39 protein-coding genes are annotated in these 23901 nt (G+C 38.2%); 38 read left to right on the top strand and 1 reads right to left on the bottom strand.

From position 1 onward, the window contains the following. The first annotated feature begins 27 nt into the window (after positions 1–27). From rpsS to ACFQ3N_RS12070, 37 genes are all read left to right on the top strand, one after another. Positions 28–306 carry a 30S ribosomal protein S19 gene (rpsS, locus tag ACFQ3N_RS12250; RefSeq protein ID WP_390362795.1) on the top strand — a complete coding sequence of 93 codons (279 nt, stop codon included), beginning with the start codon at positions 28–30 and terminating at the stop codon, positions 304–306. A gap of 18 nt (positions 307–324) precedes the next feature. After that, positions 325–666: a 50S ribosomal protein L22 gene (rplV, locus tag ACFQ3N_RS12245; protein ID WP_390362794.1), complete on the top strand. Its 342-nt coding sequence runs from the start codon at positions 325–327 to the stop codon at positions 664–666. Positions 667–669: 3 nt separating this feature from the next. Then, positions 670–1311, top strand: coding sequence for a 30S ribosomal protein S3 (rpsC, locus tag ACFQ3N_RS12240; protein ID WP_390362793.1), 642 nt, complete (start codon positions 670–672; stop codon positions 1309–1311). A gap of 18 nt (positions 1312–1329) precedes the next feature. Then, on the top strand, positions 1330–1764 hold the full coding sequence (gene rplP / locus ACFQ3N_RS12235; protein WP_390362791.1) for a 50S ribosomal protein L16: 435 nt from the start codon (positions 1330–1332) through the stop codon (positions 1762–1764). Then, positions 1754–1954, top strand: a complete 201-nt coding sequence (rpmC, locus tag ACFQ3N_RS12230; protein WP_390362789.1) for a 50S ribosomal protein L29 — start codon at positions 1754–1756, stop codon at positions 1952–1954. Before rplP ends, rpmC begins: the two co-directional genes overlap by 11 nt. A gap of 25 nt (positions 1955–1979) precedes the next feature. After that, the gene (gene rpsQ, locus ACFQ3N_RS12225) at positions 1980–2243 is read left to right on the top strand and encodes a 30S ribosomal protein S17 (RefSeq protein ID WP_390362788.1); all 264 of its coding nucleotides are present in this window, start codon (positions 1980–1982) and stop codon (positions 2241–2243) included. A gap of 42 nt (positions 2244–2285) precedes the next feature. After that, complete coding sequence (gene rplN, locus ACFQ3N_RS12220; protein WP_390362787.1) at positions 2286–2654, top strand: 50S ribosomal protein L14; 369 nt, start codon at positions 2286–2288, stop codon at positions 2652–2654. Between the two features lie 37 nt (positions 2655–2691). After that, a complete protein-coding gene (rplX, locus tag ACFQ3N_RS12215) occupies positions 2692–3003 on the top strand; it encodes a 50S ribosomal protein L24 (protein WP_390362786.1) in 312 nt (103 codons plus the stop codon). A gap of 26 nt (positions 3004–3029) precedes the next feature. Next, a complete protein-coding gene (gene rplE, locus ACFQ3N_RS12210) occupies positions 3030–3569 on the top strand; it encodes a 50S ribosomal protein L5 (RefSeq protein ID WP_390362785.1) in 540 nt (179 codons plus the stop codon). 29 nt (positions 3570–3598) lie between these two features. Continuing rightward, positions 3599–3784, top strand: a complete 186-nt coding sequence (locus tag ACFQ3N_RS12205) for a type Z 30S ribosomal protein S14 (RefSeq protein ID WP_019375521.1) — start codon at positions 3599–3601, stop codon at positions 3782–3784. Between the two features lie 29 nt (positions 3785–3813). Then, positions 3814–4212, top strand: a complete 399-nt coding sequence (gene rpsH, locus ACFQ3N_RS12200; protein WP_390362784.1) for a 30S ribosomal protein S8 — start codon at positions 3814–3816, stop codon at positions 4210–4212. A gap of 31 nt (positions 4213–4243) precedes the next feature. Then, entirely contained in the window at positions 4244–4780 is a 537-nt protein-coding gene (rplF, locus tag ACFQ3N_RS12195; RefSeq protein WP_390362783.1) for a 50S ribosomal protein L6, read from the top strand. Between the two features lie 32 nt (positions 4781–4812). Next, positions 4813–5154, top strand: coding sequence for a 50S ribosomal protein L18 (gene rplR, locus ACFQ3N_RS12190; RefSeq protein ID WP_390362782.1), 342 nt, complete (start codon positions 4813–4815; stop codon positions 5152–5154). Between the two features lie 20 nt (positions 5155–5174). Further along, positions 5175–5681, top strand: a complete 507-nt coding sequence (gene rpsE, locus ACFQ3N_RS12185) for a 30S ribosomal protein S5 (protein WP_390362780.1) — start codon at positions 5175–5177, stop codon at positions 5679–5681. Between the two features lie 13 nt (positions 5682–5694). Then, positions 5695–5877 (top strand): 50S ribosomal protein L30, encoded by a 183-nt coding sequence (rpmD, locus tag ACFQ3N_RS12180; protein ID WP_390362779.1) that lies wholly within the window; start codon positions 5695–5697, stop codon positions 5875–5877. Between the two features lie 29 nt (positions 5878–5906). Next, positions 5907–6347, top strand: a complete 441-nt coding sequence (gene rplO / locus ACFQ3N_RS12175; RefSeq protein WP_390362777.1) for a 50S ribosomal protein L15 — start codon at positions 5907–5909, stop codon at positions 6345–6347. Continuing rightward, positions 6347–7639: a preprotein translocase subunit SecY gene (gene secY, locus ACFQ3N_RS12170; protein ID WP_390362776.1), complete on the top strand. Its 1293-nt coding sequence runs from the start codon at positions 6347–6349 to the stop codon at positions 7637–7639. Before rplO ends, secY begins: the two co-directional genes overlap by 1 nt. A gap of 32 nt (positions 7640–7671) precedes the next feature. Further along, positions 7672–8316 (top strand): adenylate kinase, encoded by a 645-nt coding sequence (locus tag ACFQ3N_RS12165; RefSeq protein WP_390362774.1) that lies wholly within the window; start codon positions 7672–7674, stop codon positions 8314–8316. Positions 8317–8500: 184 nt separating this feature from the next. After that, complete coding sequence (locus tag ACFQ3N_RS12160; protein ID WP_390362772.1) at positions 8501–8836, top strand: KOW motif-containing protein; 336 nt, start codon at positions 8501–8503, stop codon at positions 8834–8836. Further along, on the top strand, positions 8814–9032 hold the full coding sequence (gene infA, locus ACFQ3N_RS12155) for a translation initiation factor IF-1 (protein WP_390362771.1): 219 nt from the start codon (positions 8814–8816) through the stop codon (positions 9030–9032). The genes ACFQ3N_RS12160 and infA overlap by 23 nt, the downstream gene beginning before the upstream one ends. Positions 9033–9063: 31 nt before the next feature. Further along, positions 9064–9177 carry a 50S ribosomal protein L36 gene (rpmJ, locus tag ACFQ3N_RS12150; protein ID WP_390362770.1) on the top strand — a complete coding sequence of 38 codons (114 nt, stop codon included), beginning with the start codon at positions 9064–9066 and terminating at the stop codon, positions 9175–9177. Positions 9178–9200: 23 nt separating this feature from the next. Beyond that, a complete protein-coding gene (gene rpsM, locus ACFQ3N_RS12145) occupies positions 9201–9566 on the top strand; it encodes a 30S ribosomal protein S13 (RefSeq protein ID WP_390362769.1) in 366 nt (121 codons plus the stop codon). Positions 9567–9588: 22 nt separating this feature from the next. Further along, a complete protein-coding gene (gene rpsK / locus ACFQ3N_RS12140) occupies positions 9589–9978 on the top strand; it encodes a 30S ribosomal protein S11 (protein WP_390362768.1) in 390 nt (129 codons plus the stop codon). A 221-nt stretch (positions 9979–10199) separates the two neighbouring features. After that, positions 10200–11144, top strand: a complete 945-nt coding sequence (locus ACFQ3N_RS12135) for a DNA-directed RNA polymerase subunit alpha (protein WP_390362767.1) — start codon at positions 10200–10202, stop codon at positions 11142–11144. 45 nt (positions 11145–11189) lie between these two features. Then, entirely contained in the window at positions 11190–11543 is a 354-nt protein-coding gene (rplQ, locus tag ACFQ3N_RS12130; protein WP_390362766.1) for a 50S ribosomal protein L17, read from the top strand. Positions 11544–11861: 318 nt separating this feature from the next. After that, a complete protein-coding gene (locus ACFQ3N_RS12125) occupies positions 11862–12701 on the top strand; it encodes an energy-coupling factor ABC transporter ATP-binding protein (RefSeq protein ID WP_390362765.1) in 840 nt (279 codons plus the stop codon). After that, positions 12677–13543, top strand: coding sequence for an energy-coupling factor ABC transporter ATP-binding protein (locus tag ACFQ3N_RS12120; RefSeq protein ID WP_390362763.1), 867 nt, complete (start codon positions 12677–12679; stop codon positions 13541–13543). Before ACFQ3N_RS12125 ends, ACFQ3N_RS12120 begins: the two co-directional genes overlap by 25 nt. Further along, positions 13540–14343: an energy-coupling factor transporter transmembrane component T family protein gene (locus tag ACFQ3N_RS12115; protein WP_390362762.1), complete on the top strand. Its 804-nt coding sequence runs from the start codon at positions 13540–13542 to the stop codon at positions 14341–14343. Before ACFQ3N_RS12120 ends, ACFQ3N_RS12115 begins: the two co-directional genes overlap by 4 nt. Positions 14344–14380: 37 nt before the next feature. Continuing rightward, positions 14381–15124 (top strand): tRNA pseudouridine(38-40) synthase TruA, encoded by a 744-nt coding sequence (gene truA, locus ACFQ3N_RS12110; RefSeq protein ID WP_390362761.1) that lies wholly within the window; start codon positions 14381–14383, stop codon positions 15122–15124. 200 nt (positions 15125–15324) lie between these two features. Further along, complete coding sequence (gene rplM / locus ACFQ3N_RS12105; protein ID WP_390362760.1) at positions 15325–15762, top strand: 50S ribosomal protein L13; 438 nt, start codon at positions 15325–15327, stop codon at positions 15760–15762. A 19-nt stretch (positions 15763–15781) separates the two neighbouring features. After that, the gene (gene rpsI / locus ACFQ3N_RS12100) at positions 15782–16174 is read left to right on the top strand and encodes a 30S ribosomal protein S9 (protein WP_390362759.1); all 393 of its coding nucleotides are present in this window, start codon (positions 15782–15784) and stop codon (positions 16172–16174) included. Between the two features lie 73 nt (positions 16175–16247). Then, entirely contained in the window at positions 16248–16424 is a 177-nt protein-coding gene (locus ACFQ3N_RS12095; RefSeq protein ID WP_390362757.1) for a hypothetical protein, read from the top strand. A 254-nt stretch (positions 16425–16678) separates the two neighbouring features. Then, entirely contained in the window at positions 16679–17842 is a 1164-nt protein-coding gene (locus ACFQ3N_RS12090) for a GNAT family N-acetyltransferase (RefSeq protein ID WP_390362756.1), read from the top strand. A 268-nt stretch (positions 17843–18110) separates the two neighbouring features. After that, entirely contained in the window at positions 18111–18782 is a 672-nt protein-coding gene (locus tag ACFQ3N_RS12085) for a hypothetical protein (RefSeq protein WP_390362755.1), read from the top strand. After that, positions 18779–20002 (top strand): efflux RND transporter periplasmic adaptor subunit, encoded by a 1224-nt coding sequence (locus tag ACFQ3N_RS12080; RefSeq protein ID WP_390362753.1) that lies wholly within the window; start codon positions 18779–18781, stop codon positions 20000–20002. Before ACFQ3N_RS12085 ends, ACFQ3N_RS12080 begins: the two co-directional genes overlap by 4 nt. Positions 20003–20095: 93 nt before the next feature. Continuing rightward, on the top strand, positions 20096–20815 hold the full coding sequence (cwlD, locus tag ACFQ3N_RS12075) for an N-acetylmuramoyl-L-alanine amidase CwlD (RefSeq protein WP_390362751.1): 720 nt from the start codon (positions 20096–20098) through the stop codon (positions 20813–20815). 150 nt (positions 20816–20965) lie between these two features. Beyond that, positions 20966–22024 (top strand): Mrp/NBP35 family ATP-binding protein, encoded by a 1059-nt coding sequence (locus ACFQ3N_RS12070; protein WP_390362749.1) that lies wholly within the window; start codon positions 20966–20968, stop codon positions 22022–22024. Between the two features lie 144 nt (positions 22025–22168). On the opposite strand, the gene gerD is transcribed toward ACFQ3N_RS12070, so the two are convergent. Next, on the bottom strand, positions 22169–22807 hold the full coding sequence (gene gerD, locus ACFQ3N_RS12065) for a spore germination lipoprotein GerD (protein WP_390362747.1): 639 nt from the start codon (positions 22805–22807) through the stop codon (positions 22169–22171). Between the two features lie 165 nt (positions 22808–22972). Between gerD and ACFQ3N_RS12060 the strand changes: the two genes are divergently transcribed. Further along, complete coding sequence (locus ACFQ3N_RS12060) at positions 22973–23635, top strand: KinB-signaling pathway activation protein (protein WP_390362746.1); 663 nt, start codon at positions 22973–22975, stop codon at positions 23633–23635. Positions 23636–23901 lie beyond the last annotated feature (266 nt).

Below are 23901 nucleotides of genomic sequence, written 5' to 3'. Positions count from 1 at the left end.
CTCTCAATTGCGAAAGGAGGTTTATCCATGGGTCGTAGCTTAAAAAAAGGACCTTTTGCAGATGACCATCTATTGAAGAAAATCGATAGTTTAAACGAAACAGACAAGAAGCAAGTTGTGAAGACTTGGTCTCGTCGTTCAACGATCTTCCCTACTTTTATTGGCCATACAATCGCTGTATATGACGGACGTAAACACGTACCCGTTTATGTTACAGAAGACATGGTCGGACATAAATTAGGTGAATTTTCACCAAGCCGCACATTTAAAGGGCATTCTGGTGATGACAAGAAAACAAAACGCTAATGAGAGGAGGCACTCACCATGCAAGCTAAAGCCGTTGCGAAATCTGTTCGTATTGCTCCTCGTAAAGTACGTTTAGTCGTTGATTTAATTCGAGGGAAAAATGTTGGTGAAGCAGTTGCAATTTTACGTCATACTCAACGTGGTGCTTCTCCAGTTGTAGAAAAAGTTTTAAATTCTGCAATTGCAAATGCAGAACACAATTACGAAATGGATCCAGATGATCTAGTAATTTCTGAAGCATTTGTAAACGAAGGTGCTACATTGAAACGTTTTCGTCCACGTGCACAAGGACGTGCAAGTAAAATCAATAAACGCACAAGCCACATCACAGTTGTGGTAACAGAAAAGAAGGAGGGATAGTCAGTGGGTCAAAAGATAAATCCTAACGGTCTTCGTGTTGGTATCATTCGTGACTGGGAGTCAAAATGGTATGCTGGCAAAGACTATGCAGACTTACTACATGAAGATATTAAGATCAGAGAATATCTTGAAAACCGCTTGAGCATGGCTGCTGTTTCTTCTATTGATATTGAACGTGCAGCAAACCGTGTTAACATCACAATTCATACAGGAAAACCTGGTATGGTTATTGGTAAAGGCGGATCTGAAGTAGAAGCTCTACGTAAATCACTAAACAGTTTGACTGGCAAACGAGTTCACATCAACATCGTTGAGATTAAGAAAGTTGATCTTAATGCAAAATTGGTTGCTGAGAACATTGCTCGTCAATTAGAAAATCGTATTTCATTCCGTCGTGCTCAAAAGCAAACTATTCAACGTGCAATGCGCGGAGGAGCAAAAGGGATTAAAACTCAAGTTTCCGGACGTCTAGGCGGAGCAGATATCGCTCGTGCGGAACATTATAGCGAAGGAACAGTACCACTACACACATTGCGTGCTGATATCGATTACGGTACAGCTGAAGCAGACACTACCTATGGTAAACTAGGTGTTAAAGTGTGGATCTACCGTGGAGAAGTCCTTCCAACTAAATCGAAAAAATAAGGAAGGGGGAAATGCATTATGTTAATGCCTAAACGCGTTAAATTCCGTAGACAACATCGTGGTCGTATGAGAGGCCAAGCAAAAGGTGGAACTACAGTAGCTTTTGGTGAATATGGTCTTCAAGCTGTTGAAGCTTCTTGGATCACTAGTCGTCAAATTGAGGCTGCTCGTATTGCAATGACTCGTTACATGAAACGTGGCGGTAAAGTTTGGATTAAAATCTTTCCTGACAAACCATATACTGCAAAACCCCTAGAAGTCCGCATGGGTTCCGGTAAAGGTGCTCCTGAAGGATGGGTAGCAGTAGTGAAACCAGGAAAAATTATGTTTGAAATCGCTGGTGTACCAGAAGAGGTGGCACGTGAAGCGTTACGTCTTGCTTCTCATAAACTGCCGATTAAAACAAAGTTTGTAAAACGTGAAGAAATTGGTGGTGAAATCAATGAAGGCTAATGAAATCAGAGAACTAACCACTGCCGAAATTGAACAAAAGGTGAAGTCATTAAAAGAAGAACTATTTAATTTGCGCTTTCAATTAGCTACTGGACAATTGGAAAACACTGCACGCATTCGTGAAGTGAGAAAATCCATTGCTCGTTTGAAAACCGTTGTACGTCAACGTGAAGTCAGCGTGAATAACTAGAACCAGAGAGGAGGTTAGCCTCAAAATGAGTGAGCGTAATAATCGTAAAGTATACACAGGCCGTGTCGTATCTGACAAAATGGATAAAACAATCACTGTTTTAGTTGAAACATATAAGTTTCATCAGTTATACGGTAAGCGTGTAAAGTACTCTAAAAAATTCAAAACACATGATGAAAATAACCAAGCAAAAATTGGTGACGTTGTTCGCGTTATGGAAACTCGTCCACTATCAGCTACAAAACGTTTTCGTTTAGTAGAAATCGTTGAAGAAGCGGTAATTATATAATATAAGTTCGCTCGGAAGGTATCCGAAGGGAGGTCGCAAGCGTTGATTCAACAGGAAACTCGTTTAAAAATTGCAGATAACTCTGGTGCCAGAGAAGTATTAACCATTAAAGTATTAGGCGGTTCAGGTCGTAAGACAGCGAATATTGGTGATGTAATTGTTTGTTCAGTAAAACATGCAACACCAGGAGGCGTTGTTAAAAAAGGTGAGGTTGTTAAAGCTGTCATCGTACGTACTAAGTCTGGTATGCGTCGTAAAGATGGGTCATATATTCGTTTTGATGAAAATGCTGCAGTAATAATCCGTGATGATAAAAGTCCACGAGGTACTCGTATCTTCGGACCAGTTGCACGTGAATTACGTGATGCAAAATTCATGAAAATAGTATCTCTAGCTCCAGAAGTTTTATAGGTAGTAATGAAAAGCCTTGTAAGGAGGTGCGTCAAGCATGCATGTAAAAAAAGGTGATAAAGTTAAAGTAATTTCCGGTAAAGACCGCGGTAAACAAGGTACTATTTTAGAAGCATTCCCAAAGAGTGAGCGCGTTCTTGTAGAAGGAATCAACATGATTAAAAAACACGCAAAGCCTTCACAAGATAACCCACAAGGCGGGATTCTTAACCAAGAAGCTGCTATTCATGTTTCTAACGTAATGCCAATTGATCCTAAATCCGGTGAGCCAACTCGTGTTGGATATGAAGAACGTGACGGAAATAAAGTCCGCATCGCTAAAAGATCCGGTGAAGCATTAGATAAATAGTTCACAGGCGAAAGGAGGGCGACATGATGAATGAACTAAAGCAAAAATATCAAGATGATGTATTACCATCATTGATGAATAAATTTAACTATGAATCAGTTATGCAAGTACCAACAGTTGAAAAAATTGTCATCAACATGGGTGTTGGTGATGCTGTTCAAAATTCAAAAGCACTAGATAGTGCTGTAGAAGAACTTTCATTAATTTCTGGGCAAAAGCCAATGATCACTCGTGCTAAGAAGTCCATTGCTGGATTCCGTCTACGTGAAGGGATGCCGATTGGTGCTAAAGTTACACTTCGTGGTGAGCGCATGTTTGAATTCTTGCAAAAGCTAATCGCTGTATCACTTCCACGTGTTCGTGATTTTCGCGGTATTTCAAACAAAGCTTTTGACGGTCGTGGTAACTACACACTAGGTGTTAAAGAACAACTAATTTTCCCAGAAGTTAATTATGATAAGGTAAATAAAGTGCGCGGTATGGATATTGTGATCGTAACAACATCTAACACTGATGAAGAAGCGCATGAACTTTTAGCTCAGCTAGGCATGCCTTTCCAAAAATAAGCTAAGAGCTAATACAAGGAGGGAAAATTGTGGCTAAAAAATCAATGATTGCGAAACAAAAACGCCCACAGAAATACCAAGTACGTGAATATACACGTTGCGAACGTTGTGGCCGTCCACATTCTGTAATCCGTAAATTTAAACTTTGCCGTATTTGTTTCCGCGAACTTGCCTATAAAGGTCAAATTCCTGGTGTCAAAAAAGCAAGCTGGTAAACCCCGATTCGGGAAGGAGGTAATGAGTAATGGTTATGACAGACCCAATCGCAGATATGCTAACTCGTATTCGTAATGCAAACATGGTACGCCATGAAAAGTTAGAGCTTCCGGCTTCTAAAATGAAAAAAGAAATCGCTGATATCCTCAAACGTGAAGGTTTTGTACGTGATTATGAATTCATTGAAGATGATAAACAAGGTGTTCTGCGTATTTTCCTTAAATACGGTTCTAATGACGAACGAGTAATTACAGGTATCAAGCGTATTAGTAAACCGGGACTACGTGTTTACGCAAAAGCTAATGAAGTACCACGTGTACTAAATGGTTTAGGTGTCGCTATTGTTTCCACATCAACTGGTGTATTATCTGATAAAGAAGCACGTACACAAGCTATTGGTGGCGAAGTTCTAGCATACGTTTGGTAATTTATACTTTTTAAGACAGGAGGTGCATGGAATGTCTCGTATAGGACTTAAGCCGATACAAATTCCAGACGGTGTAGAGATTAAATTAGTCGATAACACTGTTACAGTTAAAGGTCCAAAAGGTGAATTAACAAGAAAATTCAATCAAGATATGAAAGTTGTAATTGAGGATAATGTTCTTACAGTTGAACGCCCAAGTGATCATAAAGAACATCGTGCGTTGCACGGAACTACTCGCAGCCTGATCGGTAATATGGTTGAAGGAGTAAGTAAAGGTTTTGAAAAAAACCTTGAACTCACTGGTGTTGGGTATCGTGCCCTAAAACAAGGTGATAAAGTTGTAATTAACGCAGGTTATTCACACCCAGTTGAAATCGAGCCTCAAGCAGGTATTGAAATTGAAGTTCCTAAAAATACACAAGTAATTATAAAAGGTATTGATAAGGAACTAGTTGGTGCAGTTGCTGCAAATATTAGAGCAATCAGACCTCCCGAGCCTTATAAAGGTAAAGGTATTCGTTATGAAGGTGAATATGTACGACGTAAAGAAGGTAAAACTGCTAAATAAGGTTGGTTAGGGAGCAGAAAGGAGTGACCTAGATGATAACAAAGCCTGACAAAAACGTTACACGCAAGAAGAGACATAACCGTGTTCGCAAAAATCTTTTTGGAACTGAGGAACGTCCACGCTTGAACGTGTATCGCTCAAATAAAAATATTTATGTCCAGTTAATAGATGATATTAACGGAGTTACACTAGCAAGTGCTTCAACAGAAGGAACTGCTAATGTAGATACTGCTAAGCAAGTTGGAGAATTAATTGCAAAACGTGCCCAAGATAAAGGTTACAAATCGATTGTATTCGATCGCGGAGGCTATCTTTATCATGGACGTGTAAAAGCTTTAGCAGAAGCTGCTCGCGAAGCAGGTCTTGAATTTTAATAGAAAAAGGAGGGACATACATGCATACAACAAGCATTGATCCGAACAAATTAGATCTTGAAGAACGTGTTGTTACGATCAACCGTGTAGCAAAAGTAGTAAAAGGTGGACGCCGTTTCCGTTTCGCTGCATTGGTAGTAGTCGGTGATAAAAACGGTCATGTAGGTTTCGGTACAGGTAAAGCACAAGAAGTACCAGAAGCAATAAAAAAAGCAGTTGATGATGCTAAGAAAAATATAATTTTAGTACCTATCGTTGGAACAACTATTCCTCATGAAATCAATGGAAGATTTGGTTCAGGTAATGTACTAATGAAGCCAGCTTCAGAAGGTACAGGGGTTATCTCTGGTGGACCAGTTCGTGCTGTTCTTGAGCTTGCTGGTGTTGGCGATATTTTGACAAAATCACTTGGCTCGAACACACCAATTAATATGGTTCGTGCAACTTTAAATGGATTAACAAACTTGAGACGCGCAGAAGACGTAGCAAAACTACGCGGAAAGTCTGTTGAAGAACTGTTAGGATAAGGAGGGAAACACTATGTCTAAAAAATTAGAAATCACCCTCACGCGCAGTGTTATTGGTCGAACAGAGGTACAACGTAAGACTGTTGAAACATTGGGTCTTAAAAAGATGCATCAATCCGTAGTACGTGAAGATACACCAGCACTTCGTGGTATGGTTAATAAAGTATCCCATCTCGTAGCGGTTAAAGAAGTATAATAAAACATTAGCGTAGAGGAGGTGCTCGTATGAAACTTCATGAATTGAAAGCATCAGAAGGAACACGCAAAAAACGTAATCGTGTAGGTCGTGGAATGTCATCAGGTAACGGAAAAACTTCCGGCAGAGGTCATAAAGGACAAAAAGCACGTTCAGGCGGTGGTGTACGTTTAGGTTTTGAAGGTGGCCAAATGCCATTATTCCAACGTCTACCTAAAAGAGGATTTACTAATATCCACCGTAAAGAATTTGCAATTGTAAACTTAGATGCGTTAAATCGCTTTGAAGATGGCACAGAAATTACACCTGAGCTACTACTTGAAGAAGGTGTCGTAAGCAAACTTAAAGCTGGTATTAAAGTACTAGGTAAGGGTGCTATCGAGAAAAAACTTACAGTAAAAGCTCATAAGTTCTCTGCTTCAGCTAAAGAAGCTATAGAAGCAGCGGGCGGTAAAATCGAGGTGATCTAATGTTCCGTACAATCTCCAATTTTATGCGCGTAGGTGACATTAGACGGAAAATCATATTCACATTATTAATGTTAATAGTATTCCGTCTTGGCACATTTATTCCAGTACCGTATACAGATAAAGAAGCAATTGATTTTATGAATCAGCAAAACGTATTCGGATTTCTAAACACCTTTGGGGGTGGGGCATTACAAAACTTCTCTATTCTTGCAATGGGGATTATGCCTTACATTACTGCATCCATTATTATGCAATTACTGCAAATGGATGTTGTACCAAAGTTTACTGAATGGAAAAAGCAAGGTGAGATGGGCCGTAAAAAACTGGCGCAAATCACGCGTTATGGAACAGTGGTTTTGGCATTTGTTCAAGCAATTGCAATGTCAATAGGTTTCAACGCTATGGCAGGTGGTATGTTAATAGCTGATCCAAGCGTTATGAAATTTTTAATCATCGCAATCGTGTTAACAAGTGGAACAACTTTCTTAATGTGGTTAGGTGAACAAATTACAGCAAATGGAGTGGGAAATGGTATTTCTATTTTAATATTTGCTGGTATCGTAGCAGCGGTTCCAAATGGAGTACAACAATTATACAGCCAGTATTTTGTTAATCCTGGTGATGAATTGTTTATTAACATTATAATTGTTGCCTTAATTGCTTTAGTTGTTATCGCAGTTACTGTTGGTGTAATCTTCATTCAACAGGCATTGCGTAAGATACCAATTCAATATGCAAAAAAACTTGTAAACCGTTCTCCGGTTGGAGGTCAGTCTACACATTTACCACTAAAAGTAAATGCTGCGGGTGTTATCCCAGTTATTTTTGCAATTGCATTTATCATTGCACCACGAACAATTGCGAGTTTCTTTGAAGGCAGTAACGTCGCATCAACAATAGAAATGGTTTTTGATTATACCCAACCAATTGGTATGGTCATCTATGTTGCGCTAATTATTGCTTTCACTTATTTCTATACATTTGTTCAAGTTAACCCTGAGCAGATGGCTGAAAACTTACAAAAGCAAGGTGGATATATTCCAGGTATTCGTCCTGGTAAAAATACAGAAACGTATCTTACACGCGTTATGTATCGCTTAACATTTGTAGGATCTATCTTCTTAGCAGCTGTTTCTGTGCTACCTATTATATTAGGTGGTTTGGCAAATCTGCCTCAAGCAGTACAAATCGGCGGCACTAGCTTACTAATCGTTGTAGGTGTTGCGTTACAAACAATGAAACAATTGGAAAGCCAATTAGTGAAGCGACACTATAAAGGATTTATTAAGTAAAACTGTTGCCAATTAGAGCGAGGGGAAAGTAATTGAATATAATTTTAATGGGCCTGCCAGGAGCAGGCAAGGGTACCCAAGCAGATAAAATCAGCAAACAACATCAAATTCCTCATATCTCAACTGGAGATATGTTTCGATTAGCTATAAAAGAAGGTACAGACCTTGGTAAGAAAGCAAAAGAATTTATGGACCAAGGTGAACTGGTTCCTGATGAAGTAACAATTGGAATTGTAAAAGAACGTTTAGCTAAAGACGATTGTGAGAATGGTTTTTTATTGGATGGATTTCCAAGAACTATTGCGCAAGCTGAAGCTTTACAAACACTTTTAGCAGGTTTACAGAAATCAATTGATTACGTATTGCACGTAGATGTACCCGAAGAAAATTTAGTGGAGCGTTTAACGGGACGTAGAATTTGTCAAACATGTGGAGCAACTTATCATGTGATTTATAACCCGCCTAAACAAGAGGGTATATGTGATAATGATGGTTCCGAGCTAATTCAACGTGAAGATGATCAAGCCGAAACGGTTAAAACTCGTTTGGAAGTTAATATCAAACAAATGCAACCGTTATTGGATTTCTATCATGAAAAAGGATATCTTGTTAAAGTTGATGGAGATCAAGGCATCGATCAGGTGTTTCAAGATATCAAATCAATATTGAAAAAATAGCATGTTGACTGTATAGACAACTCAGCATTGATGCAATTCTTTTTCTAACAAGATATAATATGTATCGTAATACATTGATGCTTATTACTTGATATAGAAAGTGACACAGGGTGTTTTATAGTAGTAGATATAATGCTTTTGAAAAAAAGTAGTTAAAATCAAGCCTAAGTGAAGGTGATCGTTGTTGAACGAGGATGATTCGATTCCGCGAATAGGTCAAGTTGTTCGTATTATGCAGGGACGTGAAGCAGATCAATATGCGATTGTTCTTGAAATTATAGACGATCGGTATGTCTTGCTAGCAGATGGGGAAAAACGTAAATATGATCGACCAAAGAAAAAGAATCTACATCATATTGAAGTTATGGATTATATTTCTCCGGAAGTCCAAAACAGCCTTCTAGAAACTGGTCGTGTCACAAATGGTAAACTCCGGTTTTCCATAGCTAAATTTATCAATGAGGTTGTGACTGATTTGAAGAAGGGAGATCAACACGATGGCGAAAGACGATGTAATTGAAGTGGAAGGTATCGTTAACGAAACATTGCCAAATGCGATGTTCAAGGTAGAACTTGAGAATGGTCATACCGTATTGGCGCATGTTTCTGGTAAAATTCGTATGCATTTTATTCGTATTTTACCAGGTGACAAAGTGACGGTAGAACTTTCACCGTATGATTTAACAAGAGGACGAATTACGTACCGTTATAAATAAACGAGCTCCGATATAAAAGGAGGTAAAGATGATGAAAGTAAGAGCATCTGTAAAACCAGTATGTGAAAAATGTAAAGTTATAAAACGTAAAGGTAAAGTAATGGTGATTTGCGAAAACCCGAAACACAAGCAAAAACAAGGCTAAAAACAAGGAGGTGCACTTGACTTATGGCACGTATTGCAGGTATAGATATTCCGCGTGATAAGCGTGTAGTAATTTCATTAACATATGTTTATGGTGTTGGAAGTTCTACAGCAAAGGAAGTCCTTAAAGAAGCAGGCGTTTCAGAAGACACTCGTGTGCGTGATCTTACAGAAGATGAATTAGGTAAGATTCGTAAAGCATTAGAAGCAGTTAACGTTGAAGGTGATCTTCGTCGTGAAGTATCCCTTAACATTAAACGTTTAATCGAAATTGGTTCCTATAGAGGAATTCGTCATCGTCGTGGGTTGCCGGTTCGTGGACAAAAGACAAAGAACAATTCACGTACTCGTAAAGGACCACGTCGTACAATGGCTAACAAGAAAAAGTAACGTGAAGGAGGTAAGCTAATCAATGGCACGTAAAACAAATACGCGTAAGCGTCGTGTAAAAAAGAATATTGATACGGGGATAGCACATATTCGTTCTACGTTTAACAATACAATTGTTACGATTACGGATGTTCAAGGTAATGCAATTGGCTGGAGCTCAGCTGGTTCACTTGGATTCAAAGGCTCTCGTAAATCCACACCATTTGCGGCTCAAATGGCAGCAGAATCTGCAGCTAAATCAGCTGTAGAAAATGGCATGAAAACTCTAGAAGTAACAGTTAAAGGACCTGGAGCAGGACGTGAAGCAGCAATTCGTTCACTTCAAGCAGCAGGCCTAGAAGTTACAGCTATTGTGGATGTAACGCCAGTTCCTCACAATGGTTGTCGCCCACCAAAACGTCGTCGTGTATAATTGTACCGTATAAAATTTGTCAGCCTGTCTATAATGGGTTATGATAGCTAAAAGTGTGAGATTTGTGGTTAACTATAAATTTCATCCACCGGCATCGAGATATGACAGAGAATACGAAAGTAATACAATAGCGCAGAAACGCCAACTGCCTATTTGGGGAATTTCGGTTAGACAAGATAGTCTAACCGGGGTTTCGACGTTTTAAAGGAGGTTTTTATGGAATGATCGAAATAGAAAAACCAAGAATTGAAACGGTAGAGATCAGCGATGATGCTACATTTGGGAAATTTGTTGTAGAACCGCTTGAGCGTGGATATGGTGCCACTCTAGGAAACTCCTTGCGTCGTATCCTGATATCCTCACTTCCAGGTGCTGCTGTTACATCAGTGCAAATAGATGGTGCGCTCCATGAGTTTTCAACCGTTGAAGGCGTAGTGGAAGACGTAACTACGATCGTTTTAAACTTGAAAAAGCTAGCTTTGAAGATCTATTCTGATGAGGAAAAAACATTAGAAATAGATGTACAAGGAGAAGGTAAAGTTACGGCTGCAGACATTACGTATGATAGTGATGTAGAAGTACTAAATCCAGATCTACCTATAGCAACAGTTAATAGTAAAGGCAGCTTGCATATGAAAATCACTGCTGAACGCGGACGTGGTTATCGTACTGCTGAAGCTAACAAGCGAGATGATCAACCAATCGGCGTTGTTCCTGTTGATTCTATTTTTACACCAGTGTCACGTGTAACGTATCAAGTTGAAAATACCCGTGTAGGTCAAGTTACAAACTATGATAAATTAACGTTAGATGTTTGGACAGACGGAAGCATTCGTCCTGAAGAAGCAGTTTCTTTAGGTGCTAAGGTCTTTACAGAGCATATAAATATTTTCGTAGGTTTAACTGACGAAGCACAAAATGCTGAAATTATGGTAGAAAAAGAAGAAGATCAGAAAGAAAAAGTAATGGAGATGACAATTGAGGAACTAGATCTGTCTGTTAGATCCTATAATTGTTTGAAACGTGCTGGTATAAATACAGTTCAAGAGCTTTCAAATAAATCTGAAGAAGATATGATGAAAGTACGTAATTTAGGCCGTAAATCACTAGAAGAGGTTAAAGTGAAGCTAGATGATCTAGGCTTAGGCTTACGTGATGACGACTGATAAATAAAGACACCTTTAGAGTTTTGAGAGAGGGAGGGATAGTCCATGGCTAGAAAATTCGGTCGTACAACAGACCAACGTATAGCACTACTTCGCAACCTTGCATCTGATTTAATCATTCACGAACGCATTGAGACAACAGAAGCAAAGGCGAAGGATCTAAAATCAGTAGTTGATAAAATGATTACGCTAGGAAAACGCGGTGATCTTCACGCGCGTCGTCAAGCGGCATCATATTTATATAATAAAGAGGCAAATGAAAACGAAAGTGTTATTCAGAAGCTTTTCGATGACATAGCTAAACGCTACGAGGATCGTCAAGGTGGATATACACGTGTTCTTAAGCTAGGCGCTCGTCAAGGTGACGGAGCAAAAATGGCAATCATTGAACTAGTTTAATGAAGCATACACGTTAAGGGCAGGACTGAATCTCTTCCGAGGTGAATCCCAGCCCTTTTTTTGTAGGTTGAAAGGTGAAGGCGACTGTTCAGAAGCGGACGCATAAGCAAGGGACCGTAAAGCGCATGGTTTTTTGCGCTTGAAGTGTCAATTGCTTATGACGGCAGATTTTAGAAGCCTGAACTAGACATGCAAAAGTGCAGCGGGCTTGCTTGGCGGTGTGCAACAGATTGGTGAACTCGGAGAAACCAACTATATTACTTAAATTATACATCTCACCCAAAGGCTATAGAGCAGAGTAGAGGAGAATGCATATATATGAGAAAAAAGTTAATAGAGTTTAGAAATGTATCGTTTCGATATGGAGATGAGCAGCCATGGGTGTTAAAAAATGTAACGTTTGAAATTTATGAAAGTGAATGGATTGCCATCATCGGGCACAATGGTTCTGGTAAGTCAACCATCGCTAAGCTTTTAAATGGGTTATTATTTCCACAAGAAGGGGAAATTTTAATTAATGGAAAGCAAGTAAACCAGGAATCGATATGGGATATCCGTAAAGAAGTAGGCATGGTCTTTCAAAATCCTGATAATCAGTTTGTTGGAACTACTGTACGTGACGATGTTGCTTTTGGTATGGAAAATCGCGGGATTCCCCGTTATGAAATGATAAAGCGTATTGATGAAACATTAACTGCTGTAGGAATGCAAGATTATCGTATGACAGAACCACACCGGCTTTCAGGTGGACAGAAACAACGAGTGGCAATAGCAAGTGTGTTAGCTATTTCACCACAGGTGCTCATTTTGGATGAGGCGACAGCGATGCTTGATCCAAAAGGACGCACTGAAATTATGCACACCGTTTCAAATGTTCAAGAAGAGAACGATCTTTCATTAATTACCATTACACATGACCTTCAGGAAGTGGTGCAGGCTGAACGCGTTATTGTTATGAACGATGGTGAAATATGGGATGAGGCGACACCACGTGAAATTTTTTCGAAACAAGAAGAACTGCGTAAAATTGGATTGGACGTGCCTTTTATTGCAATATTAGCAAGTGAGTTAAAGCAAGCAGGTATATCGATTACAGATGAACCACTAAACCAAGATGAATTGCTGGAGGATTTATGGACATTACATTCAAAAACGTAAGCTATGTATATCAACGTAATACACCATTTGCACATAAAGCGATCGAAGATTTGTCCTTTCACATTCCATCAGGGTCATTTGTTGCGATAGTTGGTCATACTGGATCAGGGAAATCTACCCTTATTCAGCACTTAAATGGACTTGTTTTACCGAGTGAAGGCGAAGTAACAATTGGAGATTACCATTTAACGAGTGCCAATAAGCCAAAAAACATGAAAGAATTACGAAGTCGTGTCGGAGTTGTATTTCAATATCCAGAACATCAATTATTTGAAGAAACAGTTGAAAAAGACATTGCATTTGGTCCAGAAAACTTTGATGTGGCTTCAGAAGAAATAAGTCGGCGTATTAAAGAAATTACTCCAGCAGTGGGTCTTCCTGAGGAATTACTTCAAAGATCTCCCTTTGACTTAAGTGGAGGACAGATGCGCAGAGTAGCTATTGCTGGTGTACTTGCAATAAAACCAGAAGTACTTGTACTCGACGAGCCAACTGCAGGTCTTGATCCTCGTGGTCAAAAGCAGATAATGGACATGTTTTATACTATGCATAAAAAAGAGGGGTTAACAACGGCCCTTGTTACACACAGTATGGAAGATGCGGTGAAGTATGCTGACCATGTCATTATCTTAAACAATGGCACGAAGTATATGGAAGGAAAGCCAGAAGATGTTTTTACACAAAAAGAAGCACTTAATAAGGTACAACTTGATGTACCAGAGATGATTCAATTTTTAAATGGCTTTGAAAACAAGTTTGGAGAAAAGATTCCATTTAAGCGTCAATCAGTCACCGAGGTTGCACATTCGATTCAGCGCTTTATTAAGGGGGCTGAATCATGAATAATGCACTAATTATTGGTCAGTATGTACCTGGTGAGTCGCTTGTACATCGATTGGACCCACGAACAAAAATAACAATCATTTTCTTTTTTGTATTCATCGTATTTTTTGCCAATAGCGCATGGAGCTACGGATTTATAACTGCGTTTGCATTAGCAAGTATGTTTACGACAAGAATTCCTATTCGCTATATTATAAAAGGATTAACCCCGGTATGGTTTTTAATTATATTTACGTTTATTCTGCACTTATTTGTTACAAGGGAAGGAACAGTAGTATTTGATTATTGGATTTTTGAATTCTATTCAGGTGGAATAGTACAAGGTTTTGCAATTTCAATGCGATTTTTCTTACTCATCCTTGTAACTTCACTACTAACTCTAACGACAACACCTATAGAAATAACGGATGCAATTGAAGACATGTTACATCCGTTGAAAAAAGTAAAGTTCCCTGTTCATGAGCTAGCGTTAATGATGTCTATTTCACTGAGATTTATTCCAACGCTTATGCAAGAAACGGAAAAGATATCTAGAGCTCAAGCATCTCGTGGTGTTGATTTCAAAACTGGCCCAATTAAGGAACGTGTGAAAGCTGTAGTACCATTATTGGTTCCGCTTTTCGTTAGTGCGTTCAAGCGGGCTGAGGAATTAGCAATGGCGATGGAAGCTCGGGGCTATCAGGGTGGAGAAGGACGTACTAAATTGCGTGAGTTAAAAATTGAACGTCGCGATATATTCATTTATCTGATATTTGCATGTATCATTGCGGGGTTATTTTGGACACGGAGTTATTCTTAAAAGTGTTTATTCATGATACAGAAAGGGCTGGAGTAAGATGGCAAGACTGAAATGCATCATCAGTTATGACGGATCACTGTTTTCTGGCTTTCAAATCCAGCCCAAAAAACGGACAGTCCAAGGTGAAATGGAAAAAGCATTAACAAAAATGCATAAAGGTACTCCAATACGCATTCAAGCATCAGGCAGAACAGATACAGGTGTACATTCAAAAGGTCAAACAGTTCATTTTGATTCAGCCTACGACATTCCAACAACGAATTGGAAACAAGCGCTTAATACACTTCTGCCTGGTGATTTATATGTTTGGGAAGTGGGGATAGTATCTGATACATTTCATGCGAGGTATGATGTTGTGGAGAAAGAATATCGTTATTACATCTGGAATGAAAAAGAGATCGATGTCTTTAAACGAAACTATGCCTATCAGTTTCCGTATACCTTGAATGTTACAGCAATGCAGGAAGCATGCCGTTATTTAGAAGGAGAACATGATTTTACAACGTTTTCTTCGGCTAAGGCAACTACAAAGGGGAGTAAAAAAAGAACGCTCTATCAGGCTGTGTGTGAACAGAATGGCAATGAAATCGTATTTATTTTTCGTGGAAGCGGCTTTTTATATAATATGGTACGGATTATCGTAGGTGTAATGTTAGACATTGGCCAAGAAAGACGTAAACCCTCTGACATTGTTGAGTTACTAGCGAAAAAAGACCGTCAAATGGTAGGTGAAACTGTTCCACCACAAGGGTTATATTTGGTTGCAGTTAAATACAAATAACCGTTATAATACTCCATGGTTGAAATTAGAAGGAATAATATTTTAATAAACTAATGAACAACTTGACATTGACCACTATTTTGGTATATGATGATTAATGGCATTTTATTTATTTCTAAACCACGATTAGCCCCGGAATCTAATTGTGTTGAAATATAAAACGAAATGAACGATTATTGAAATATGGAGGGAAACTAATCATGCGCACAACTTTCATGGCAAATGAAAATAATATTGAACGCAAATGGCTTGTTGTGGATGCTGAAGGCCAACGTCTTGGTCGCTTAGCGAGTGAGGTTGCTGCGATCCTTCGTGGAAAGCATAAACCAACATACACACCACACGCTGATACAGGTGATAATGTAATCATTATTAACGCTGAAAAAATAGAACTAACAGGTAACAAAATAAATGACAAAATGTATTACCGCCACACTAACCACCCAGGTGGATTAAAAGAACGTAATGCATCTGAAATGCGTACGAAATACCCTGAACAAATGATAGAGCTTGCTATAAAAGGTATGCTCCCTAAAGGTCCTCTAGGCCGTCAAATGGGTAAAAAATTGCACGTATTCAGAGATTCTGAGCACAATCATCAAGCACAAAAACCAGAAGTTCACGAGCTTCGTGGATAATTAAAAGGAGGTTAATCAATTGGCACAAGTACAATACTACGGAACAGGTCGTCGTAAAAAATCAACTGCACGTGTACGTTTAGTTCCAGGAACTGGCCGTGTTGTTATAAATGACCGTGAAGCAAAAGACTATTTCCCATATGAAACACAATTATTAATTCTAAACCAACCACTTGTAGCTACTGAAACAGAAGGAACATATGATGTTTTAGTAAACGTTCATGGTGGAGGATTTACTGGCCAAGCTGGCGCTATCCGCCACGGTGTCGCTCGTGCACTTCTAGAAGCTGATCCTGAATATCGCGCTTCTCTTAAAACAGAAGGGTACCTAACTCGTGACGCTCGTATGAAAGAACGTAAGAAATACGGTCTTAAAGGCGCTCGTCGTGCACCACAATTCTCAAAACGTTAATTATTGCTTATATCAAAAACTCTCTTTCCTTATGGGAAAGAGGGTTTTTTTAGTATTTAGATCATTTTTAGGAGTGTTTGAAATAGCTAATATAAAAGGAGAGGTTTCTGGAAATGAAATAGTTGTAGAAGAAAACCCTCTATCCAGATGGTTGTGTACGAACACGAAATCAGCATGGATCTGGCTGATTTTAAGATTATATCTTGGGTATACATGGTTAACTTCTGGTGAAGTGATGGTACTGAAATAGCAGGTTATATAGGTTTCATTTCTAGTAGTGATGTAGCAGGGTGGTATACTTGGTTCTTAGATATGTTTGTTAATCTAAACGCAGTAGCTGTCGCTGGGCATTGCCTGCATTGGAACACCGTGGACAGAAAGAAGTAAATAGTACAGTTAAGCGATAAAATTTTATAAGCTCTTTTCCTTTATAGGTAATGGGGCATTTTTAATGATTAAAATATAGTATTATAAAGGTAGTAATAAAGGAAGTGAGGGTGCTGAATGAATAAAATAAAGAGGCTATCAGAAGCAGACTATCATGAAATATTTCCGCTTTCTCAATTTGCTTTTCAATATAAGTTATCAGAAGTGGAATTAGAGAAGAAGCAAGAGGAAGCTAAACGGCATATCATTTGGGGTTGGATGGAAAATGAACAACTTGCAGCTAAATTACATCTCATTCCTTTGTCTTGTTATATGAATGGAAAGACGTTTGAAATCGGGGGAATAAGTTCTGTTGCCACATGGCCTGAGTATCGTAGGCAGGGTGCTGTTAAACATCTCCTGCACCATGCGCTGCAACATATGAAGGAAAATGGTCAGACAATTTCATTCCTCCATCCATTTGCCTTTTCGTTTTATAGAAAATACGGATGGGAGCTCACCTTTGTAGAAAAGAATTACACCCTTCCTATGGAGTCGTTGAAAGGGAAGTGGGGAGGAAATGGGTATGTGCGACGCATTCAAGATGATATAGAAGTGTTGCATGATATCTATACTAGTTATGCAAAGAAACTTAATGGGATGCTTGTGCGTGATAAGAAATGGTGGAAGCAACGTGTCCTTAAGGATAATTATCATATTGTAGTTGCTTATAATGACCAAAAAGAAGCAGATGGTTATGTTATCTATAAGGTTAAAGAGAATAAATTTGTTGTTGAGGAAATGGTTTATGCCTCCAGCAATGGACAAAAGCTGTTACTTCAATTTATTGCTAACCATGATTCTATGGCTGAAAAGGTAGAACTAACGGTTCCTGAAAATGATAATTTGCATCTATTAATTGATGAACCTAGATTCGCCCAGGAAATAGTTCCTTATTTCATGGCGCGTATTGTCGATGTATTTAACTTCCTAAAAAACTATCCTTTTCTAAACAGTGAAGGAAAACCTGTTGTATTACATATTGAGGATTCATTTCTGCCGGAGAACAGCGGAACGTATCAGTTGACTCAGGCTGGATTGGAAACCAAGGTAACTACCTTAAAAGCAACTAACGAGTCAGGGATAACGTGTACGATTCAGACGCTTACATCTATATTTTTAGGCTACAAACGACCAATCGAATTGTACGATATTGGATTTCTTCAGGGAGGGAAAAAAGATATTGAACAGCTGGAGCAGCTTATTCCAGAGCAACAAACATTTCTATCGGATTTCTTTTAACAAAACAAATATGTGAGGGAGTTTTTCAAAATGTTGCTAATATGCGACACGAGGAGATACTCCCTCATTTTATATTTATCAACTATAAAGGTGAAAAAGCAACAATGCGTGCGAAAACAGCCTTATATTTAGACAACTATTTTTACTATTTAAAACAATTAAAATAATAATAGGAAAATGTAGTATAATACGCTAGAATAGATACTAAATGAAAAATTTTTCCGTAAATTTACTTTAAAAATATGCCACGGACAAGGGAATGTCTTTTATGTATACTATAAATATTTTGAAGTTACTTTTTTCCATAGATGATCATTTATTTCGAATTAAAAAAGCAGAAGCATTTAAAAATTTATGGAAGCTAACTATCGCACTTATATTAGTAAGTATGACCATTTACGCATGGATGGCTATGCTTGGAATAGGGTCTGATATTATTTCTGGAAGTGCAACAGAGATGGGTCAACTGACTTACGAGGAAAGCAAATTATGGTTTGTTGCTGGTAGGATTGTTTTTGCTGTTGTATTTGCATGTTTGATATTATTTTTACCTGCGTTGATTCTTTATTCATTAACAGGTATCTCGTTTAAAAAACTGGTCATTATGCAACAAATGGTACTGTTCGTCATGTTAACCGAACGTATCATATGGATCCCGCTTGTCGTATTTTTGGGGTTGGATTGGTATGTTTCTCCCATGTCCTTTGGCATTATAGCATCTTATATCACTGAAATGCCCCTAATCATCTATTTTTTTGGCGCTATATCAATTTTTCAACTTTGGATCATCTGGTTTCAAGTGAAATTTATCGGTTCCATGTCTCTTATTAAAACGCATTGGCTATGGACAACTGTCATTTTGTTACATCTATTTTATTGGTTACTAGTAGCAACGTTGGCTTACATAGATACTGAGTTGATAAGTGGGTGGTTCGAATGAGACGCAAACGACTGATCTATATGATGGTTATTTTATTTATGGGAATTAACCTCTTGTTGAATTACCTGGATCATGATGGGAAAATACCCAAAAAAGCATATGTTGAACAATGGTCAGCAACATTTGAGATGGATATGTACGAATCGATAGATAAACAAGGCGTACTGTCTTCAGTAAACGAACAACATATATATTTTGATAAAAATAGAGGAAGCTTTCAGGAATTTTTAGTCGATGAGGGTGAGCTGATAGATACTGGTGATGCGGTATATACATATGCAGTTCATGATTATGTTGAAATGCGTACCTATTTAGAAAGCGAGATAGATAAGATTAATGGAGAGATCGCAGCAATTGAGCAAGCGATAGCGACTATGTCTTTTTATCAAGTACCACAAACGAATATCATAATTGAACGTGAGGAAGAGGAAGATATTACGATTACACCAGAACCTCCAGTGGAAGCTGATTATATGAAGGAACAATATTTGGCTGAAAAGGAAAAAGAATTAGCTCAAAAAAACGCAGAACGTGAAAGTGTTCGAGCACAGTTAGCAGAGCTTGAAGCAACTGGAGATACTATTACAGTAGAGAGTCCTTATCAAGGGGAAGTAACAACCATATCAGAGGAATTAGGTGACCCACTTATAACGGTAAGAGATATGGAATTACATGTAAAGGGCGAGTTAAATGAACAAGAGCGTGTGACAGTTGAACAGGATATGCCTGTAGAAGTGACGTTTCTAGAGAAGGAAGTAGTACTTCAAGGTTCGATAGAAAATATTAGCGATACACCGAAGGCCACTCCAATTAAAAGTTCAAGTGTCTATCCCTTTAACGTAGCATTCACTGAAGAAATAGATACGGAAGAATTATTACCTGGGTATCATGCAACAATTGAGATTATAATGAAGGAATCGAATGATGCGACTGCTGTACTTAATGAACATATAAGCAACGGTGAATTATGGATAATGACGAATAAGGGTAAACTTATTAACCAGGAAATTCAGACTGGGATTCAGATGAATAATATTTGGGAGGTTACAAGAGGCGCTGAGCCAGATGAATGGCTGGCTGTGCCTAATCAAGAAAAATTCAAATCTGGTTCAACGTTTATAACACCATTGAATTGGAAGCAAATTAAATGGAGGAAATTAACTGAATTTGAAAATATAAGTTGGAAAAAACAATTTGTAATAGGGATTCTATCCCGTTAACTTGAAATGCATATACGATAAATACAGTTTAAGTCATAATCCAATATCTTGTCCCATAGAATAATGAGAGTAATGAGATAAGGAGAGAATGATATGGGGCGAGTAGGCGGGGTTGTAACTTGGGTAATAGGTATTATTATTTTAGCTTTTCTTATACAATTTCCTATTCAAAAAGTAGAGACAACATGGCAGACATGGTCATTACCCCTTTCCGGGAAAACGATTGTACTTGATCCAGGCCATGGTGGCCCAGACGGCGGGGCTGTTGGAAAAGACCAAACATTAGAAAAGGAAATTTCATTGGAAGTGGCAAAGAAGCTGCAAGATTACTTGCAACAAGCAGGTGCACTTGTATATTTAACGCGTGAAAAGGATGAGGATTTAGCTGATGAAGAAACAAAGGGTTTAGCACGTAGAAAAGCAGAGGATATTCGTAGACGGCTAGACTTTATTCATGATAAAAAAGCTGATTTTTTCCTAACTATTCATTTAAATGCACTCCCTTCAGGTAAATGGAGCGGTGCACAGACATTTTACTATTCAAAACATGATGAGAGTAAGCATTTAGCAAAGATGGTTCAATCTGAAATCATCCGTAATTTGGAAAACACAGATCGTGTTGCATTAGCCATTAATGGTATCTATCTTTTAAAGCAAGCAGAAGTTCCTGGAGCATTAGTAGAAATTGGGTTTTTATCTAATGAACACGAACGTGAGCACTTAAAGAAAGATTCCTATCAGCAAAAGATGGCAGGCAGTATTTATGAAGGGATATTACGCTATGCTACAGAAGAAATAGAAGAGTCTGATTAGGCAAGTGAAATCATTAGAAACCATCCCATGATTCATATCACTTAGATTTTACGTGATTTATGTTATACTAGCGTTGGATATGATTAAGGTAGAGTTAGTCTGAAGTTATCTAATACTACTCAGATGCTAGAAAAGGGATGGTGACGCATTGTGTTAACAAAAGAAGAAGTTGTACAACTATTAAATCCTGTTAAGGATCCATTTTTACATAGAACGTTAGAAGAAACTGGCGGCGTAAAGGAAGTAACCATTAAAGAAGAGAAAAAACATGTCAGTGTAAAAATTGGCATTGGAAAAACAAACACTGGTGAACAAATGCAACTACAACAAGAGCTAGTTGGCATTTTAAAGAAAAATGGTGCTAATACAGTAGGGCTGCGCTTTGAACAACTACCTGATGAAGTAATTCAAAAGTTCCAACCATCTATGGAAGATGAAAAAGAAAAAACGTTGATGGGTGGGAGTAAACAACCGCATTTTATAGCTGTAGCAAGTGGTAAGGGTGGAGTAGGAAAATCCACTGTAACCGTAAATTTAGCTATGTCTTTAATGCGTATAGGCAAAAAAGTAGGGATTATTGATGCAGATATATACGGATTTAGTGTTCCAGACATGATGGGGGTTGAAGAACGCCCAGCAGTTCGTGGTGAAAAAATAATTCCTGTTGAACGCTTTGGAGTAAAAGTTATTTCAATGGGTTTTTTCGTTGAAGATAATTCACCAATTATTTGGCGTGGTCCAATGCTGGGTAAAATGCTTACCAGCTTTTTTAAGGAAGTCGAATGGGGAGACCTAGATTACTTATTGCTGGATTTACCACCAGGAACAGGTGATATCGCAATGGATGTTCACGAAATGTTACCGACATGTAAAGAGATAATTGTAACAACACCACATCCAACAGCAGCATTTGTAGCGGCACGAGCTGGACAGATGGCAATTAAAACAGAGCATGAAATCTTAGGTGTAGTTGAAAACATGGCTTATTTTGAAAGTAAAGCGACTGGAGAAAAGGAATATGTATTTGGTCAAGGTGGAGGAGAGAAACTTGCAGAAGTGTTACAAACAAAAGTTCTCGGTCATCTGCCATTACAACAGCCATTTGAGGAAGAGGATGTATTTGCTCCTTCCATCTATCAACAAGACCATCCGATCGGAAAAGAATATCATAAGATAGCGGCTAAAGTAATAGCTAAAGTCGAAGAATAAATGTACTTGTTGAAATCTATAAGAAGGTTTGGATCAGATGATCCAAACCTTCTTTACTATAAACAAAAAAGCACACCCAGTTAGTGTGCTCTATATTTTTTACAAATGTTAATTCAATTGTTCATCTAGTGATAAGTCGAGTCATTAGCTTGAGCCTCCGCCACCACCGGAACCGCCAGAATCACCGCCACCGGATTCACCCTCGCCGGATCCTCCACCTTGTTGTCCACCACCGCCACCTTGTTTTTCTGCAGCTTTCAATAATATCTCTTGTATTTTGGCTTGGAATAGTGGTGATTCTAAGGTTTGTTGAATCGTTTCTTCTAAATGGGCCCGGAACTGTTGGCCTTTCAAAACGCTTAACATTTGATCTGTAATTTCTGGATTTTGCAACAATTCGAGCATTTGTTTCTGGTATTCAGAATCCTTTAATAGATCCTTCATTAGTTTTTTTTGCTCATCAGACATGGATTCTGCATAAGTTTTAACAAATTCGGGATCTTCAAACATTTTTTTCCACATTTCTTTCCCTTTTTCAGAAACGAGTACGCTGTTTACGGATTCTTTAACAACATCAGAATTTATCACTAACTCTTGTTTTAATTTTTCATCAGCCAGTATTTCCTTTAAGGCTTTTTTTCCCTCTTCTGTTTGCAATATATCAACAACCATTTTTTTGGTTGTATCGTATTCTCCTTCTTTACCGGAGGTCCCCTCTCCATTACAAGCGCTCACTAGTATAATGAGTATTCCAACAAGCGTAATAAAAATCTTACGATGCATTTGGAAAACCTCCTTTCTCTCATGATTAATATGAGTGTTGCGATAAAAAAATATTCACTTCATGAAGGAAAAAAGTTTGATTTCATGATAAAATATCTTGGGGAATGAATTGTGAAATAAAATGCAAAGTAAGATTACATAGTTGTATTGGCAGGAGGAATTCGATTGAACAGTCGTAAGTTGGTAGGGTTATTTTTGAAGACATTATTGGTAGGTGGAATAACAGGGCTTGTAACAAGCTTTTTTGTAAATACAGAACTTTATGTTGAAAATGTAAGTCCATTTAATTTTATGGAGTTACTGGGATTATTGTTGTTTTATGTAGGTTTTGGATTACTAGCAAGCATTATTAGTCAAACTGGTTTTTTTGCATATCTATATGTGAATCAGTTTGGGTTAGGGATCTTTCGTTCATTTTGGCCAACAGTACAAATTCTGCTAGTTGCATTTGTTGTTTTTGATCTAGTATTTTTTCCATATAAAGCAACTGAAGGAGAGGTTTCCATTTTTTGGTATATACTCATGTCAGCATCTATTCTTCTGTATGGTTGGGTAATCGCCAAAATAAAAGCGAAACAGACAAATCAAAGTGCGTTTGTACCAGCATTATTCTTAATGGTAGTCATAACAACTATTGAATGGGTGCCAGGGCTAAGAACAGAGGGGACAGACTATGCGTGGTTGATGATTATTCCGTTACTAGCATGTAACACATATCAGTTGCTTATACTGCATCATCTAACAAATAGTGACTCCAAAAATACGGATAAAAATGGTCAAAAGGAAAAAAGTACCCCAAAGAAGAACTTGGGTTCGAGTAAAGCGTAATAGGAAAAGCCCTGATTACTGGCAATAGCCTTTGTGATCAGGGCTTTTTTATTGCATTAGGAAGGATTGCTACGACAGCGTAACATCGCGAAGAAAAAGTGAACTTCTTTTTCAAGGATGTGGCGAACTTAGCCTGTAAGGACGTTTGCGCTTTTGTTCGTAGATAGGAAAGTATAAAACTTTCTTATCTACATAAGTACAACTAAGGCTTTCGGAGCGACCGAGCATAGGTCGTGTAATTTAGCAGGTGCGAATCCTGCTTGACA

Source organism: Virgibacillus byunsanensis (assembly GCF_042675965.1).
GTDB lineage: Bacteria > Bacillota > Bacilli > Bacillales > Amphibacillaceae > Virgibacillus_R > Virgibacillus_R byunsanensis.
Note: the sequence above shows the minus strand (reverse complement) of the source record. Positions and strands in the feature narration are given on the sequence as shown.

What these genes read in the sequence shown, in the direction of transcription:
- rpsS (WP_390362795.1), top strand. Translation starts at nt 28, where the DNA reads ATGGGTCGTAGCTTAAAAAAAGGACCTTTTGCAGATGACCATCTATTG.
- rplV (WP_390362794.1), top strand. Translation starts at nt 325, where the DNA reads ATGCAAGCTAAAGCCGTTGCGAAATCTGTTCGTATTGCTCCTCGTAAA.
- rplP (WP_390362791.1), top strand. Translation starts at nt 1,330, where the DNA reads ATGTTAATGCCTAAACGCGTTAAATTCCGTAGACAACATCGTGGTCGT.
- rpmC (WP_390362789.1), top strand. Translation starts at nt 1,754, where the DNA reads ATGAAGGCTAATGAAATCAGAGAACTAACCACTGCCGAAATTGAACAA.
- rpsQ (WP_390362788.1), top strand. Translation starts at nt 1,980, where the DNA reads ATGAGTGAGCGTAATAATCGTAAAGTATACACAGGCCGTGTCGTATCT.
- rplX (WP_390362786.1), top strand. Translation starts at nt 2,692, where the DNA reads ATGCATGTAAAAAAAGGTGATAAAGTTAAAGTAATTTCCGGTAAAGAC.
- rplE (WP_390362785.1), top strand. Translation starts at nt 3,030, where the DNA reads ATGAATGAACTAAAGCAAAAATATCAAGATGATGTATTACCATCATTG.
- rpsH (WP_390362784.1), top strand. Translation starts at nt 3,814, where the DNA reads ATGGTTATGACAGACCCAATCGCAGATATGCTAACTCGTATTCGTAAT.
- rplF (WP_390362783.1), top strand. Translation starts at nt 4,244, where the DNA reads ATGTCTCGTATAGGACTTAAGCCGATACAAATTCCAGACGGTGTAGAG.
- rplR (WP_390362782.1), top strand. Translation starts at nt 4,813, where the DNA reads ATGATAACAAAGCCTGACAAAAACGTTACACGCAAGAAGAGACATAAC.
- rpsE (WP_390362780.1), top strand. Translation starts at nt 5,175, where the DNA reads ATGCATACAACAAGCATTGATCCGAACAAATTAGATCTTGAAGAACGT.
- rpmD (WP_390362779.1), top strand. Translation starts at nt 5,695, where the DNA reads ATGTCTAAAAAATTAGAAATCACCCTCACGCGCAGTGTTATTGGTCGA.
- rplO (WP_390362777.1), top strand. Translation starts at nt 5,907, where the DNA reads ATGAAACTTCATGAATTGAAAGCATCAGAAGGAACACGCAAAAAACGT.
- secY (WP_390362776.1), top strand. Translation starts at nt 6,347, where the DNA reads ATGTTCCGTACAATCTCCAATTTTATGCGCGTAGGTGACATTAGACGG.
- infA (WP_390362771.1), top strand. Translation starts at nt 8,814, where the DNA reads ATGGCGAAAGACGATGTAATTGAAGTGGAAGGTATCGTTAACGAAACA.
- rpmJ (WP_390362770.1), top strand. Translation starts at nt 9,064, where the DNA reads ATGAAAGTAAGAGCATCTGTAAAACCAGTATGTGAAAAATGTAAAGTT.
- rpsM (WP_390362769.1), top strand. Translation starts at nt 9,201, where the DNA reads ATGGCACGTATTGCAGGTATAGATATTCCGCGTGATAAGCGTGTAGTA.
- rpsK (WP_390362768.1), top strand. Translation starts at nt 9,589, where the DNA reads ATGGCACGTAAAACAAATACGCGTAAGCGTCGTGTAAAAAAGAATATT.
- ACFQ3N_RS12135 (WP_390362767.1), top strand. Translation starts at nt 10,200, where the DNA reads ATGATCGAAATAGAAAAACCAAGAATTGAAACGGTAGAGATCAGCGAT.
- rplQ (WP_390362766.1), top strand. Translation starts at nt 11,190, where the DNA reads ATGGCTAGAAAATTCGGTCGTACAACAGACCAACGTATAGCACTACTT.
- ACFQ3N_RS12125 (WP_390362765.1), top strand. Translation starts at nt 11,862, where the DNA reads ATGAGAAAAAAGTTAATAGAGTTTAGAAATGTATCGTTTCGATATGGA.
- ACFQ3N_RS12120 (WP_390362763.1), top strand. Translation starts at nt 12,677, where the DNA reads ATGGACATTACATTCAAAAACGTAAGCTATGTATATCAACGTAATACA.
- ACFQ3N_RS12115 (WP_390362762.1), top strand. Translation starts at nt 13,540, where the DNA reads ATGAATAATGCACTAATTATTGGTCAGTATGTACCTGGTGAGTCGCTT.
- truA (WP_390362761.1), top strand. Translation starts at nt 14,381, where the DNA reads ATGGCAAGACTGAAATGCATCATCAGTTATGACGGATCACTGTTTTCT.
- rplM (WP_390362760.1), top strand. Translation starts at nt 15,325, where the DNA reads ATGCGCACAACTTTCATGGCAAATGAAAATAATATTGAACGCAAATGG.
- ACFQ3N_RS12090 (WP_390362756.1), top strand. Translation starts at nt 16,679, where the DNA reads ATGAATAAAATAAAGAGGCTATCAGAAGCAGACTATCATGAAATATTT.
- ACFQ3N_RS12085 (WP_390362755.1), top strand. Translation starts at nt 18,111, where the DNA reads ATGTATACTATAAATATTTTGAAGTTACTTTTTTCCATAGATGATCAT.
- ACFQ3N_RS12080 (WP_390362753.1), top strand. Translation starts at nt 18,779, where the DNA reads ATGAGACGCAAACGACTGATCTATATGATGGTTATTTTATTTATGGGA.
- cwlD (WP_390362751.1), top strand. Translation starts at nt 20,096, where the DNA reads ATGGGGCGAGTAGGCGGGGTTGTAACTTGGGTAATAGGTATTATTATT.
- gerD (WP_390362747.1), bottom strand. Translation starts at nt 22,807, where the DNA reads ATGCATCGTAAGATTTTTATTACGCTTGTTGGAATACTCATTATACTA.